Here is a 14,457-nt window from a genome sequence, read left to right on the forward strand (position 1 = left end):
ATGCTACCACCCCACAATCGCTCGACAACCCAATAATACCCCACCACCAAAAGGCCCCGACGCAACCGCGCCGGGGCCTTTCTCATGCCCAATAATCGTCAGGCTCCCCCTCTCCACGGGATACTGCGCATCAAGCAGTTGCGGGGCCGGGGGGGGTGAGGCCCCTACCGCACCACCCAGCGCCCTTCCCCATCCAGCTGCTCCTGCACCACCAGCAGGTAGGGCGCATCGGCTGCCCCCAGTTTGCTGTAATCCGGCAGATGCACCTCCGCCTTGTTCTTCACCGCCAGCCCCTGCCCCGCTTCCGGCAGCGCCGCCGGAGTGGCCGCCGTGTAGTAGCGCAGCGTCAGGCCCCGGCCACTACGGTTGCCCAGCATGGGTGCCACCACGCCCGCCTCGCGCCGGTCGTACACCAGCGCCGGCTTGCCTGGCAGCGTCGCGCCCCGGTACTCCGGCACCCGCCGCGCCGCCGTCCGCACAATGCGCCGCACCGCCTCGTATTGCAGCACCAGCTCCGGCTGGGCCAGCTGCTGAGCCTTCACAAACGGGTCCAGTTGGGTTTCCAGCAGCTCCGAGGCCGCCAGCACCAGCTCCGGCAGCGTCTCGGTAGCCGCCTTGGTGCCCGTCTCAATCTGCCGCGCCTCGCCCTGCGTGGCCAGCAGCTCCGCCAGATCCGTTTGCAGCGTCTGGCGCACCTGCGGGTCGTAGCCCGCATCGGCCAGCTCCGTCTTGTCAATGGTGCCCACCGCTTCGTCCACCTTCTGCAGGTAGCGCAGCAGGTCGGCCTCCTTGCCGGTCACCAGCTTGCTGAGCGGCATTTTCAGCTCCCCGCGCAGCGCCGCGTCCTTCGTCAGAGCCACCACCAGCAGCCGCAGAATCTCGGCTTTTTGCGCCGCCTCGGCCTTCACCACCTTCCGGTCCCGCGTCACGCCCGTCGTGGAGTGATCCTGCGCCGCCGCCGCCGCCTCAATGCGGGCCACCAGCGCCGCCAGCGCATCGCGGCCCTGTGCAATTTTCTTAATCGCCACCAGCGGCGCCCCCGCTTCCGCCAGGAAGCGCAGCACCGCCTCATACATCGTCACTTGGTTTTGTTGTTTGGTAGTCATAAATAAGCGTAAAGGGGGTAAATGAAGGATTTCCGGCCGGTCAGAGCCAGCGGCAAAAGCTACTATTTTTTCATATAACAAAATACCTATACTCCCGCTGCCACCACCTTTTTTTACCATCTCCCCGCTTCCCCCCGCCGCCACCCATTACCTACCACCTGCCAGACGGTGTGGCCAGTCGCACAGAAAGAACATCGACAGAACGTCATTCCGAGCTTGCCGAGGAACCGAAGGAAGGCGAAGCCAATCTCGCGTGCTGACGTTGCAGTAGTAATACAACGTCAGCACGCGAGATTCCTCGCGGGGCTCGGAATGACGTTCTACGTAGGGCATCTCGTCAACTATCCAACACCCGCTAGGCAGCACTTACCGCCTGCCAGATAGCATCCACCGCTTGCCAGACGTCATCTTCTGCCTGCCAGATAGCATCCACTGCTTGCCAGATAGCATCCACCGCCTGCCAGATAGCATCCACTGCCTGCCAGCCACCACCTACCACCTGCCAGATACCATCTACCGCCTGCCAGTTATCATCTACCACCTGCCAGACATCATCTACCGCCTGCCACCCACCACCTACTGCCTGACAGGCGTCATCTACCACCTGCCAGATACCACCTACCGAAAGACATAGGCCACTACCCAGGAAAACCAGGCCGCTCCCAAATCCACTACCGCTGCCGCCGCCGTACCTTGTGCCCCCTTTCTCTGCCAACACCGCAAAACGCCTCTTTTCGGCGCTTTATGATTCTACGCCTACACGATATCCGGGCTCAGTACGAGCCTACGCTGCAGCTGCTCCGCTTCCAGTGGCACCCCACACAACCCGGCCTCCGCCACTTCCGGGCCAGCATGAACCGTGTGGCCCAGCTCGTGGAGCAGGGCACCGTGCATACCACCATCCTCGACCTGCACCAGCTCCCCAACCTCGACCTAGAGCAGCAGTTCTGGCTTACCACCAACTGGCTGCCGCGCGTGTCGGTGCCCGCCATCCGGCAGATTGCCCTCGTGCTGCCCACCGGCAACATGTACAACCAGATGGTGGTGGAAAGCCTCATCCGCGTCAGCCGCCACTTCATCCACTACGACATCCAGTTCTTCGCCAACGTCGAAAGCGCCCTCGACTGGTCCCTCGGCGACGCCCACACCCACGCCCTGCCCCGGCTGCTGCACACCTGGCACCACGCCCCCACCCAGCCCCAGCCCGCCACCCTCTCCCCAGCGAGCTAGGCCCCACCCTGTCCAGACGCAACACTTGGCGTCTCGCCGTTAGCTTCGCTGCACTTCGTTTGCTGACGTTGTTCTGCTCCAGCATCTGGCGTCAGTTGTTCAACGGCGAGACGCGAAGTGTCGCGTCTCTACATCGCCCAACGTCGCCAGGCTCCCCCTCGCCACTAGGAGAGGGGGCCGGGGGGTGAGGCCCCGTTGCCCCGTCATTCGTAAGCCAGAGAGGCGAGTCGTTCCGGCAATCTGCTATATTGCTTTAGCATTGCCCCGCGCAGGCTAAACAGTTGGTACCTAAGCCTTCTGCCCGATGACGACCTTCCCTCTAGTATCCGGCGCCCTGGTGCTGGCTCACCTGGCCATTGCGGGGTGGGTGCTGCGCTGGCTGTGGCGCAGCTACCGGCCGGCCCCCGGCGCGCCCAGCCGCATTGTGGCCCAGGGCACCATCGTTGCGCTGGAAACCGACGGCCTGCGCTGGCTGGAGGAGTTTCCGGTGGTGCGCTTCCAGGGCGGGCAAGGGCAGTGGCTCACGCTGCGCTGCCACCGCAAATGCCGCGCCGCCCGCTTCATCACCGGCCAGAAAGTCACGGTGCGTTACCCCGCTCCCGCACCCGAGCAGTTCGTTATTCTTAGCCGCCTGGGTTTGCTGCTGGGCTAGCAGCCTTGGCACCCAGCTAGTCAGGCGTGCCAAGGCCCCCCGCCACCAGCCCAAGAGCAGTAGCGGGGGGCCTTGGCATTCCTGGCGTTAGCGCTGGCGGCGGTACGGCAGAAACTGGTGGGGCTCAAACACGTCGGCCGTGGCGCCTACGCCGCCGTGGGCTACATAGAAAGCAGCCATAGCCGTTTCCAGTGCCTTCCGGTCGTCCAGCGGCATATCCGCAAACACATCGTGGGCATCGAGCGGGGCCGCCAGCGCACTCAGGCGGCAGCGGTCTACCCCAAACGGGTGCTCAATGAAGAGCCGGCTGCCATCCTGGGCCAACTGATCGTGCTGGTAGCGCCAGGCAGCGCTGAAGGGGGGCCGGCTGGCGCTCTGCGCCGGGTCGGTGGGGGCAAAGCCGAGGCCTCGCAGATACAGGTCGTTCATGGTTCTTGGCGCTTGGTTGTTCGTTGTCAGTTATTTGTTGTCAGTTGTCAGCAGGTGGCAGAAAGTGTTGGTGGTTGCTGGCTGTCTATCATCGATTGCAGCACAGCCTCAGTCCCGAGAATCAGCCCTGACAACTGACAACGAGCAACTGACAACTAAGCTCCCTACTCTTCCGCCGCCCAGTTCACCTGGCGCAGCAGCACCCGAAACTCGGCTTCGGAAGCCAGCCGGCCCTGAAAGCTGTAGAGCAGCTGGCTGTCCACGTTTTCAAGCAGCGTCAGCTCGCCGTCGTCGTAGAGCACGATGGTTTCGAGGCCGCAGGCGCTGGGGCGGCTGAAGCGGGCCTGCCGGGGCGGCGAGGCAAAGCGCGTGAAGCCCAGCGCCTGGAGCAGCTCGGCGGAGGGCTGGTAGAAAGAAGACATGAGCGAAAACCCGTAAATGGGACACCCCACCGGAAAATGGGGCGAGAAGGTAGCGCGGCCGCCGGCCGGCCCAAAGCGGCGGCGGGCAGCAGCAAATGGTGCCCCACCGGGGCAGGCGTTTCCCTCAAGGTACGCTTAATTATCCCGGCACCGGGGCCCGGCGGGCGGGCGGGTCACCTGCCGGGCCCCGGTGCCGGGCGTCGTTCGTACCTTTGCGCCTGCTTATGCACCTTACTTCCTGCCGTATTTTCAAGCTCACCCCACCCTGAGGACTGGCCTGCTTACCCTGCGCCGCCGCTTCCTGCCCGGAAGTGGGCGGCTTTTGTTTTGCCCAAATCCGTCAATTCCCAGCTGTTTATGTTTCAGGTTCAGCCCTATCTGGCTCACTATAAAATCAACGTCAAAAACGAAATTCTCGCCGGCCTGACCACCGCGCTGGCTCTGGTGCCGGAGGTGGTGGCCTTCGCTTTGCTGGCCCACATCAGCCCGCTGGTGGGCATTGGCTCGGCCTTCGTCATCTGCCTTATCACGAGCATATTTGGGGGCCGGCCGGGCATGATTTCGGGTGCGGCCGGCTCGGTGGCCGTCGTCATTGTGGCCCTGGTGGCCCAGCACGGCGTGGAATACCTGTTCCTGGCCGTGGCCCTGATGGGCGTGCTGCAGATTGCCGTGGGGCTGCTGCGCTTCGGCAAGTTCATCCGGCTGGTGCCGCAGCCGGTGGTGTACGGCTTCGTCAACGGGCTGGCCATCATCATCTTCATGGCCCAGCTAGAGCAGTTCAAGGTACCCGGCGCGGACGGCCAGCAGCAGTGGCTGCAAGGCACTCCGCTGCTGCTGATGCTCGGGCTGGTAGCCCTCACGATGGCCATCGTCTACTTACTGCCCAAGCTCACGAAGGCCGTGCCCGCTTCGCTGGTGGCCATTATCGTGGTATCGGCGCTGGTGATTGGGGGCAACCTCGACACCAAATCGGTGGGCGACATTGCTTCCATCAATGGTGGGCTGCCCACGTTGCACTGGCCGCAGGTGCCCCTGAGCTGGGCTACGCTGGCGCTGGTGCTGCCCTACTCCGTCATCATGGCGCTGGTGGGCCTCACCGAAAGCCTGCTGACCCTGACCGTGGTGGACGAAATGACCGACACCCGCGGCCACGGCAACCAGGACTGCGTGGCCCAGGGCCTGGCCAACGTGGCCTCGGGCCTCACCGGCGGCATGGGCGGCTGCGCCATGATCGGGCAGACGATGGTGAACCTGGAATCCCGGGGGCGCGGGCGGCTGTCGGGCGTGGTGGCGGCCGGGGCGCTGGCGCTGTTCGTGGTGGCCGGCTCCTCCCTCATCGAGCAGCTGCCGCTGGCTGCGCTGGTGGGCGTGATGTTCATGGTGGTGATTGGCACCTTCGAGTGGGCCAGTTTGCGCATTCTGCGCCGCATGCCCCGCGCCGACGTGCTGGTGATGCTGCTCGTGACGCTGGTGACAGCCATTTCGCAGAACCTGGCGCTGGCCGTGCTGCTGGGCGTGGTGATTTCGGCGCTGGTATTCGCCTGGGAAAACGCCAGGCGCATCCGGGCCCGCAAGCACACCGACGCCGCCGGCACCCGCCACTACGAAATCTACGGCCCACTCTTCTTCGGCTCGGTGCAGGCCTTCACCGATAAGTTCGACGTGCAGCAGGACCCGGCGCAGGTGGTCATCGACTTCCGCGAAAGCCGGGTGGCCGATATGTCGGGCATTGATGCGCTGCACAAGCTCACGGAGCGCTACCACCGCCAGGGCAAAACCCTGCACCTGCGCCACCTCAGCCCCGACTGCCGCCAGCTGCTCCGCAACGCCGGCGCCCTCATCGAAGTCAACATCCAGGAAGACCCCGAATACCGGGTGGTAACGGCCGAGTAAAACATTCCCTTTTTCAGGCACTGATGCCTGCTTCAGAATAGCGCGCGCCCAATCTGGCCCGCGCTATTTTTTTTGTTTCTCCGTGGCTTTCCGCCTCCTGCTCTGCTGCCAGCGCTGATTTCCGGCCATTTGCCCCTGAGCCGGCAAAGCCCTTTTTTGCTTGCCACCGCACCATACATCCCTGTTCTGAGGGCCTGGAATGGCATTTGGAGAGCTGCGCGGCGTCACCTTAAGATGGCACCGCAATTTTATGTAATTATTACGCGCCTAAGTGATACTTTTAAAACCTGCACATCCCTCACTATTTCCCGCTCCCGCTACATGTCCGCTGTTTCTATTCGCTTTGCTGCTCTCGCCCTAATTAGTTCCCTACCCATTTCCAGCCGGCCCGCGGCAGCGCAGTCGGCCCCGGCGGCCACTCACATCGGCACCATTCAGGGCACGGGTGCGGCCGCCACGCCCGGCACCTACACCATTGAGGGCGTCGTGACGGGCGTATATCCGGGGCTGAGCCCGGGGGGCTTCTACGTGCAGGAAGCCTCCGCCGCCACCGACTCCAACCCCGCCACCTCCGACGCCCTCTACGTGGTGCAGCCAGAGGCCACCGTGAAAGTCGGCGACAACGTGCGCGTGACGGGCACCGTGCTGGAAAGCGCCGACGCACCCTCCTACACCCAGGCCGTGCTGACGCAGCCCACCGTGGAAGTGCTCTGGCCCAAAAACCAGCTCCCCGATTTCTCCGTGCTGCCCGCCGGCCAGTATTCCTCCGCCGATCTGGAACGGTTTGAGGGCATGCGGGTGCAGTTTCCGGTGCCGCTTACGGTGGCCGATGTGTACAGCCTCAAGCAGCGCGGCGAGCTGATCCTGACCACCGGCGGCACGCTCTACCAGCCCACCCAGTTCATCGACCCCAACGACAACCCCGCCACCGGCACCGCCAGCACCGGCACCAGCAACCTGGCCGCCGTCAATGCCTACCAGACGGCCAACCTCGAACGGTCGCTGGTGCTGGATGACGGCACGGCCGCCAAGCCTACCACCATGCCCTTCATCGACCCGGTGCTGGGCACCGTGCGGGTGGGCAGCACCGTGGCACGGCTGCGCGGCATCATGGGCTTCAGCTACGGCAAGTGGCGCATTCAGCCCCTGCCCGGCTCCGATGCGCCCTCGTTCAATGTGCGCCGCCCAGCCGTGCCCACCTTCGGCCGCCTCGACCTGAAGATTGCCAGCTACAACGTACTCAACTACTTCAACGGCGACGGCGCGGGCGGCGGCTACCCCACGCCCCGCGGCGCCAAAACCGCCGAGGACTTCGCCCGCCAGCGGGCCAAAATCATTGCCGGACTCATTGCCATGAACGCAGACATCATCGGGCTGAGTGAGATAGAAAACGACGGTTTCGGACCGGAATCGGCGGTGCAGGACCTCCTGAACGGCCTCAACCAGGTGGCCGGCGCCGGTACCTATGCCTTTATCAACGACGGCGGCGCCACCCAGCAGCCCAACAACACCGACGTTATCCGGTGCGCCATTCTCTACAAGCCGGCCGCAGTAGCGCCGCTGAGGGCCGCCATGGTGGCTACCGTGCCCGGCATGTTTGAGCGCCCACCGCTGGCCCAACTGTTCACCACCCGTCGCACCGCCCGCCCCGACACGCTGGCGCTGGTGATCAACCACTTCAAATCCAAGAGCAGCGGCAAGGGCGTGGATGCCGACCAGAACGACGGCCAGGGCGGCTCCAACGACCGGCGCCGCACCCAGGCCCGGGAGCTGGTGCAGTTTCTGAACAAAACCGTGAAGCCGGCCGGGGCCCGCCGCGTCATCTGCATCGGCGACTACAACTCCAACTACGAGGAAGACCCGCTCGATATTCTGCGCGCCGCCGGCCTGGTGGTCGTGACGCCGCCCACCAGCGCCTCCTACGTCTTCAAAGGCCTCACCGGCTCCCTCGACCACTGCATCGTGACGCCCAACCTGGTGGGCTTCATTGATGTGCGCAAGTGGAACATCAACTCCGGCGAGCCGAATGCCCTGCAGTATGATGCCGCCGGCGCCGGCACTGACACCAAAAGCCCCTTCCGCTCTTCCGACCACGACCCGGTGCTGATTGGCGTGAACTTCAAGGGCCTCGCGCCGGCCAGCGTCAGCGCCTCGCGCCTATACATGTACCCCAACCCGGAAGGCGGCGCCCGCGCCTTTGCCCTCCCGGAGCTGCCCGCCACCACCGGCCCGATTTCGCTGGAAGTGAACCTGCCGCAGGGCGCGCCCATGCTCCGGCTGCAGGGGCCACAGGCGCTGCTTCAGTCGCAGCTCAACCGCGCCACGGCCCACTTGGCGCCCGGCCTCTACGTGCTCCGCATCAAAGGCCAAGGCGTAGACGCCACCCAGCGCGTGATGAAGGAGTAGGAAACTATCTGAGCTTATTCCGGAAGCCACCAGCACGGTGTAGAGACGCAATATTTTGCGTCTCTACACCGTGCTGGTGTTGTTTGGCGGGGGCGGTTCCGAGCCGTTCAACGACGAGACGCAAAATATTGCGTCTCTACACCGTTTACTACTATCTCAAACCGCTGGTGGCAACCGTCGGACCGGCACCGTGCTACCCTACCAGCTGCCCGAACAGCCGTTCCAGCGCGGCGGCCGGGTCCTGGCAGAGGCCGGGGTGCACGGCGGAGGTTTGCAGCACCGTGCTGCGCGTGGCCGTGAGCCAACGGAACCGCTCGGCCACCCCAAACTGCCCGATGGGCCCACCCTGGCGGCGCCCCTCACAGATTCGCTCGAACGCGCCCAGGCGAGCCTGCAGCTCTTCCAGGTCGAGGGCGGGGCCGCCGAGGGCGCGCAGGCGGGCTTCGTCGAGGTGGAAGCGGCACTGCAGAAACCCCAGCGGGCGGCAGTAGAGCACCACCCCAATGTTGCAGAACTCTTCGCGCTCTACGCGCGGTACCACGCGCAGCACGGCATACTCAAATAAGTGCTTCACGGGCAGCATTGGCTTCCTGAACAAAGGTTTCTGATGCGGCCAGGCGGTTTTCCAGGAACTGCACGTAGGCTTCGCGCTGCTGCGCGATGGTGCGGTCGGGCTCCAGCAGCCACTCGTCGGGCACCAGCGCCACGATGGCGCGCAGCACGTCCGGCGTGAGGCGGGCGCGGCCTTCGGCGTCCACGGCGTTTAGCTCTGAGGCCTGGGGCAGCAGCACGTGGTCTTTCACCTGCGGAAAGGACCGCGGCTTGGTTTGCTCAGCCCAGTTGGGGGCGGTGTGATGCACGTAGAGGGCCGCGCCGTGGTCAATCAGCCACAGCTCTTTGTGCCAGAGCAGCAGGTTGGTGTTGCGGGCCGTGCGGTCTACGTTCAGCGTGAGGGCGTCGAGCCACACCACCTGCGAGGCCAGGCGCGCGTCCACGGTGGTCACCAGCGGGTCGAAGGTGCTGGCGCGGGCCAGGTAGTGCAGGGCCAGGTTGAGGCCGGTGCTGGCCCGGAGCAAATCCTGGATTTCCTCGTCGGGCTCGGTGCGGCCAAACGCTTCGTCGAGGCGGATAAACACCAGCTCGGGCAGCTTCATGCCCAGCGCGCGGGCCAGCTCGCCCACAATCAGCTCGGCCACCAAGGCCTTGGGGCCCTGCCCCGCCCCCCGGAATTTCACCACGTACAGGAAGCCGTCGTCGGCCTCCACCAGCGCCGGCAAGGAGCCGCCCTCGCGCAGCGGGGTCACGTAGCGCGTCACATCAACGGTTCTCAGCGAAAGGTCACTTGCCAGCATACTGGGTCGGGGTTTAAGCGGGTTGGGGCGCAAAGGACGCACAAAAGTGGCACACTAGCCGCCGGTTTTGCCCGCTACTCCGTGGCCGGCGCCGGCAGCTGGCGCGGCCGCCGGGGCCAGCACCAAACTCACCGAGTTGATGCAGTAGCGCAAACCGGCCGGCGCCGGCCCATCGGGGAAAACGTGGCCGAGGTGGCCGCCGCACACGTTGCAGCTGGCCTCGATGCGTTGCATTTGGTGGCTGTCGTCGGGGAGGTAGCAGATGGCGGCGGGCGTGGCGGGCTGGGTGAAGCTGGGCCAGCCGGAAATAGCGTGGTACTTGGTGGCCGAGTCGAAAAGCAGGCTGTGGCAGCCCGCGCAGTGGTAGCGGCCGGGCTCGTAGGCGCGGCAGTAGGCGTTGCGGTAGGGCGGCTCGGTGCCGCGGCCGCGCAGCACGGCGTACTGGGCGGGCGTCAGGCGCTGCTGCCACGCCTCCTCGGTCAGTTCCACCCGCCGGGGCGGCTCAGGGTTGGCGTAGCGGGCAAAAATTAGCACGTCTTTCCAGCGCAGCATAACACGAGTTGAGGGTTGATGTGGATTATCGGAACCACAGAACGGGGTAGAGACGCAATATTTTGCGTCTCGTCGTTGAACGGCTCGGAACCGCGCCCGCTAAACAACATCAGCAACTGCGCCTCGTCGTTGAACGACTCGGAACCGCGCCCGCTAAACAACATCAGCAACGACGAGACGCAAGATATTGCGTCTCTACGCCGTCCTGATGGGCCTTGCTAACCAGCTACTTTCGCTAATGCAGCCGCTATTTCGGCAAACAACGGCCGGCTGGCTACCTCTGGCTGCAGGCACTGGTCGCGGAGCTGCTGCAAGCGCTGCAGACCCGGTTCCTCGGCGGCCGACGGGACGCAGTGCGCCAGCAGTTCCTCCAGCAGGCAGCCAAACGCCCGGGCTTCCAGCTGCTGCAGGGCCCGCGCCGGGGCCGCCTGGGGTGCAAAGAAGCAGGCCGCGCCAAAGTCGCTGAGCAGGGCCGCGCCGGTGGCGGGGTACAGGATGTTGTGGGCGTATAGGTCGCCGTGCAGGATGCCGCGGCTGTGCAGGTGGGCCACCGCTGATGCGATACCGTGGGTGAGGCGCAGCACAGCCGGCAGCGTAAACGTGGTGCCGGGCGCGTACACGTCGCGGGTGCAGGTGGCGAAGCTGGGCGGGCCGGCCAGGTTGGTGAACTCCGGCGGAATCAGCTCCAGTACCAGCCCTTCGGCTCCGGCCGGGTGGCCGGTCAGGCGCCCATCCACGGGCACCAGGCTGGGGTGGCGGCCGGCGCTGATGCAGGCTACCATTTCGGAGTGCGGCAGACCGTCGCTCGTCACGGCGCCCTTGAACACCTTCACGGCCACCTCGCGCGCTGGCTGCGCGCCGCCGGGCTGCCAACGGGCCTGCGAAATCACGCCCGACGCGCCTTCGCCCAGCTGCCGGCCCAGCACCAGCGTGTCCCAGGCAATCGTGCCGATGGGGTGCTGCGCCAGCGCCGCATCTTCAGCGGCTTCGCTAAACGGGTTGCCGGCGTAGGCCAGCCACGACAGGCGCGGCAGCGCCAGCAGCCACGCGGGCAGCTCAGTGAGGCGGTTGGCAGCCAGGCGCAGCAGCTCCAAATTGGTGCACCGGGCCAGGGTTTCGGGCAGCCCGGTGAGGCAGTTGCCGGCCAGCATCAGCTTCTGCAGGTGCCGGCAGTTGCCGATTTCGGGGGGCAGCGCTTCGAGCTGGTTGTCGGTGAGGATGAGCCACTGCAGCGCCGGCGGCAGCGCCGCGCCGGGCAGCGTCCGGATGTGGTTGGCCTTGAAGCCGATCATGCTCAGTTGCGGGCACTCGCCCAGCACCTCGGGCACGGTGGTGAACTGGTTATCGGAGCAGAACAGGATACGCAGGTGGCGCAGGCGGCCGAAGTCCGGGGGCAACGCTGCCAGCGCGTTGCCCGACAGGTTGAGGACTTCCAACGTATCAGCCAGGGTGAAAATTTCGTGGGGAAACTCGGTCAGGTTTTCCGAGAGGTCAAGGCGCCGGGCGCCGGCCAGCTGGCCGCTGCGCAGCTCTTCAAGGGTATGCATGCCCCAAAGGTCGGTAGCGAACCGCAAACCGGCGCCCCGCTACCAACGCCCCGCCCTACGAGCTGCACGACAGCGTGGCGCTGCCGGGCTTGGTGCGGGCCCACTCGGGCCGCTTGGCGGCCAGGTCGTCGTGGCCGGGTTGCTCGGTGAAGGGCGTTTTCAGCACCTGCTGCAGCCGGTGCAGCGGGGCCAGGTCGCCGGCTTCAGCCGCCTCGATGGCCTGCTGCGCCAGGTAGTTGCGCAGCACGTACTTGGGGTTGGCGGCCAACATGCCTTCCTGAATAACCTCGGGCGCGGCCGTTTCCTGGCGCAGCCGCCCGGCGTATTGCACCAGCCATGCCCGCAGCGGCACGTGGGCCGCGCTGCCCGGCTCGATGTAGCAGGCCGCGGCCAGCAGTGTGTCCAGGGCGTCGTCATCTTCCTGCAGCAGCGCTGGCACGGCTTCCGACAGGCCCCGGAAAAACAGCGTCAGGTCGGCCTCGGCAGTTTGCAGCGCGGCGGGCAGGGCCTCCAGCAGCGCGTGGTCGGGGGCTGCGAAGGTGGCCAGACCGAGCTTGCGGGCCATCAGCTGGCGGTAGGTGGCGTTGAAGGTGGCGGCGTACTCATCGAGCAGCGGGCGTAGCGCCTGCGGGTCGGGCAGCAGGGGCCCCAGGGCCTGGGCCAGCGCCATCAGGTTCCAGAGCCCTATCCGCGGCTGCTGCCCGAAGGCGTAGCGGCGGCCGCCGAAGTCGGTGGTGTTGGGGGTCCAGTCGGGGTCGAAGGGCTCCAGCCAGCCGTAGGGGCCGTAGTCGATGGTGAGGCCTAGGATGCTCATGTTGTCGGTGTTGAGCACGCCGTGCACGAAGCCCACGGATTGCCAGTGCGCCACCATTACGGCGGTGCGGCGGCTTACTTCGGCAAACCAGCGCACATACACCTCCGGCGAGGGCGCGCCCAGCTCCGGAAAATACCGCGTAATCACGTAGTCAGCCAGCGCCTGCAGGTTGTCGATTTCGCCCAGCGCGGCCAGCAGCTGGAAGCTGCCGAAGCGCACGAACGTAGGCGCCACCCGCGCCACCACGGCGCCGGGCTCGGGCCGGGCGTTGCCGTCGTAGAACATGTCGCGCACCACCTGGTCGCCGGTGGCTGCCAGGCTCAGGGCGCGGGTGGTGGGCACTCCGAGGTGGTACATGGCTTCGGAGCACAGAAACTCCCGTACCGAAGAGCGCAGCACGGCCCGGCCATCGGCGCGGCGCGAGTAGGGCGTGGGGCCGGCACCTTTCAGCTGCAGCTCCCACGGCGTGCCGTCGGTGGCCGTCAGCTCGCCCAGGCTCATGGCGCGGCCGTCGCCGAGCTGGCCGGCCCAGTTGCCGAACTGGTGCCCGCCGTAGCGCGCCGCAAACGGCTTCATGGTTTCGGTTACGAGGTTGCCGGCCAGCACGGCGGCGCCGGGGCCGCGCTCGGCCGGTTTCGCCAAGCCCAGAAACGCCGCCATTTCCTCGGACCAGGCCAGCAGGTGCGGATCGGCAACGGGCGTGGGCGCGGTGCGCGAGTAGTGGTAGCCCGGCACCTGGCGGGGGCTGTTGTCCAAGGAGGCGTCGCCGCGCAGCGTGTCGACAAAAGAGTTCTGATAAACGGCCTTATCGGGCGTTGGGAAAGCAATAGGCTGAGGCATGGAGAGGCAAGAGAAATGAGCGGCGGTCTGCCGCAACATACGCGGGAAGCCGCAAGTTCGCTAACCCGAAAGTGCGCGCGTTGTTGAGGCCGGCCGCCAAAACGGCCCCGGCAGCGTCGTCGTGCCTTCTATCCATACCGGAACCCAGCAGCAGCTTAGGGCGCGGTGGTGAAGCCCAGGCGCTGTACGGTTTCGCCTTCAAAGTCGAACTCAATCAGCACGGCCGGCTCCTCTCCTACCACCCAGCCGTCGTGGCCGGGCGCAATGGCCACGGCCTGCGGCGCCACAAACTGCTCCACCTGCCCATCGGCGTACTGAATATGAAACTCGCCCCGGGCCAGAAACCCCACGTGCGCGTGCTGGCACAGGGCCGTGCCCACCACCGGCTGCATATCCTTCGACCACCGGAAGCCCACCGGATACACCACCCGCTTTACCCGCGCCGCGCCAGTGCGCACTACATCAATAGCAACGCCGCCCACCACCCGGTGGTCGGCTCCCTTCAGCGGGCCCATAAGAGAATCTGACTGCGACATAACAGGTGACTTTTAACTGGTGAGAAACAACACAGAAAGAACAGACGGCAGGCCCCCGGCCGGGCGCGGCGGCTTTCCGTCCTTCCGGAATCAAAGTACTCAATCCTCTATAAATCAGCCGGCCTTATTTCTCACTGAACCCAGCCACCAACCTGGCCTAAACGGCGTCGGCCCCACCTCCAAAGGAAGCGGGGCCGACATTGTCAGGGCAAATTAGCGGCGGCAGAGCCGGCTAGCGGCCGGGGAAGCGCTTCACTGGCTCACGGCGGCCGTAGCCGTATTGGTCGTTGCGGCGCTTCTGGTCGTCGCGGCCGTAACGGCCGTCGCGCTGGCACTTGTCGTTGTCGCGGCGGTTGTCGTAACCGCGGCGGTCCTGGTACTTCTTGTCTTTGCCTTTCTTGTCGTAGCGTTTATCGTCTCTGGGACCTCTGTCGTGGTCATGGTCGCGGTCGGATTTCCGCTCCCAGCGGTCATCGTCAACACGGGAAGCAAGGGGCGCGGCAGCGGCGGAAGTAGCCAGCAATATTGCGGCGGCAAAGGACAGCAGGAGCGTTTTCATGGGAAGGGAGGTTACAGGGTGAGTACCGTTTGGGCCAGGAAGCCGGGCGCGGGCAGCAGCCTGCGCCGAAGCGTCTGGCGGGGCATTTGCAAGCATGGTGCCAATGTGGCCGGCGGCGG

15 protein-coding genes are annotated in these 14,457 nt (G+C 65.6%); 5 read left to right on the top strand and 10 right to left on the bottom strand.

The window, feature by feature from the left end; translation table 11 throughout:
- Window positions 1-164: 164 nt before the first annotated feature.
- Window positions 165-1,106 (bottom strand): hypothetical protein, encoded by a 942-nt coding sequence (locus O3303_RS08005; RefSeq protein WP_269561539.1) that lies wholly within the window; start codon window positions 1,104-1,106, stop codon window positions 165-167.
- A gap of 436 nt (window positions 1,107-1,542) precedes the next feature.
- Between O3303_RS08005 and O3303_RS08010 the strand changes: the two genes are divergently transcribed.
- From O3303_RS08010 to O3303_RS08020, 3 genes are all read left to right on the top strand, one after another.
- Entirely contained in the window at window positions 1,543-1,740 is a 198-nt protein-coding gene (locus O3303_RS08010; protein ID WP_269561540.1) for a hypothetical protein, read from the top strand.
- Window positions 1,741-1,850: 110 nt separating this feature from the next.
- Window positions 1,851-2,336, top strand: a complete 486-nt coding sequence (locus O3303_RS08015; RefSeq protein WP_269561541.1) for a hypothetical protein — start codon at window positions 1,851-1,853, stop codon at window positions 2,334-2,336.
- 304 nt (window positions 2,337-2,640) lie between these two features.
- A complete protein-coding gene (locus O3303_RS08020) occupies window positions 2,641-2,988 on the top strand; it encodes a DUF3592 domain-containing protein (RefSeq protein WP_269561542.1) in 348 nt (115 codons plus the stop codon).
- 87 nt (window positions 2,989-3,075) lie between these two features.
- On the opposite strand, the gene O3303_RS08025 is transcribed toward O3303_RS08020, so the two are convergent.
- Both O3303_RS08025 and O3303_RS08030 read right to left on the bottom strand, forming a co-directional pair.
- On the bottom strand, window positions 3,076-3,417 hold the full coding sequence (locus O3303_RS08025) for a hypothetical protein (RefSeq protein ID WP_269561543.1): 342 nt from the start codon (window positions 3,415-3,417) through the stop codon (window positions 3,076-3,078).
- Window positions 3,418-3,581: 164 nt separating this feature from the next.
- Window positions 3,582-3,839, bottom strand: a complete 258-nt coding sequence (locus O3303_RS08030) for a hypothetical protein (RefSeq protein WP_269561544.1) — start codon at window positions 3,837-3,839, stop codon at window positions 3,582-3,584.
- Between the two features lie 357 nt (window positions 3,840-4,196).
- Here O3303_RS08030 and O3303_RS08035 point away from each other — a divergent pair, with 357 nt between their 5' ends.
- Both O3303_RS08035 and O3303_RS08040 read left to right on the top strand, forming a co-directional pair.
- Complete coding sequence (locus tag O3303_RS08035; protein WP_269561545.1) at window positions 4,197-5,732, top strand: SulP family inorganic anion transporter; 1,536 nt, start codon at window positions 4,197-4,199, stop codon at window positions 5,730-5,732.
- Between the two features lie 321 nt (window positions 5,733-6,053).
- Window positions 6,054-8,138, top strand: a complete 2,085-nt coding sequence (locus tag O3303_RS08040; RefSeq protein ID WP_269561546.1) for an ExeM/NucH family extracellular endonuclease — start codon at window positions 6,054-6,056, stop codon at window positions 8,136-8,138.
- A gap of 193 nt (window positions 8,139-8,331) precedes the next feature.
- Here O3303_RS08040 and O3303_RS08045 read toward each other — a convergent pair whose 3' ends face one another.
- From O3303_RS08045 to O3303_RS08075, 7 genes are all read right to left on the bottom strand, one after another.
- A complete protein-coding gene (locus O3303_RS08045) occupies window positions 8,332-8,718 on the bottom strand; it encodes a DUF3037 domain-containing protein (RefSeq protein ID WP_269561889.1) in 387 nt (128 codons plus the stop codon).
- On the bottom strand, window positions 8,696-9,490 hold the full coding sequence (locus tag O3303_RS08050) for a HipA family kinase (protein ID WP_269561547.1): 795 nt from the start codon (window positions 9,488-9,490) through the stop codon (window positions 8,696-8,698). Before O3303_RS08050 ends, O3303_RS08045 begins: the two co-directional genes overlap by 23 nt.
- 54 nt (window positions 9,491-9,544) lie before the next feature.
- Window positions 9,545-10,042 (bottom strand): peptide-methionine (R)-S-oxide reductase MsrB, encoded by a 498-nt coding sequence (gene msrB / locus O3303_RS08055; protein WP_269561548.1) that lies wholly within the window; start codon window positions 10,040-10,042, stop codon window positions 9,545-9,547.
- A gap of 218 nt (window positions 10,043-10,260) precedes the next feature.
- On the bottom strand, window positions 10,261-11,589 hold the full coding sequence (locus tag O3303_RS08060; protein WP_269561549.1) for a leucine-rich repeat-containing protein kinase family protein: 1,329 nt from the start codon (window positions 11,587-11,589) through the stop codon (window positions 10,261-10,263).
- Between the two features lie 55 nt (window positions 11,590-11,644).
- The gene (locus tag O3303_RS08065; protein WP_269561550.1) at window positions 11,645-13,243 is read right to left on the bottom strand and encodes a protein adenylyltransferase SelO; all 1,599 of its coding nucleotides are present in this window, start codon (window positions 13,241-13,243) and stop codon (window positions 11,645-11,647) included.
- A 155-nt stretch (window positions 13,244-13,398) separates the two neighbouring features.
- Entirely contained in the window at window positions 13,399-13,758 is a 360-nt protein-coding gene (locus tag O3303_RS08070) for a cupin domain-containing protein (protein WP_269561551.1), read from the bottom strand.
- Window positions 13,759-14,011: 253 nt separating this feature from the next.
- Window positions 14,012-14,338 (bottom strand): hypothetical protein, encoded by a 327-nt coding sequence (locus O3303_RS08075; RefSeq protein WP_269561552.1) that lies wholly within the window; start codon window positions 14,336-14,338, stop codon window positions 14,012-14,014.
- Between the last annotated feature and the right edge of the window lie 119 nt (window positions 14,339-14,457).

Origin of the sequence: Hymenobacter canadensis (assembly GCF_027359925.1) — a bacterium.
In the GTDB taxonomy this organism is placed as follows: domain Bacteria; phylum Bacteroidota; class Bacteroidia; order Cytophagales; family Hymenobacteraceae; genus Hymenobacter; species Hymenobacter canadensis.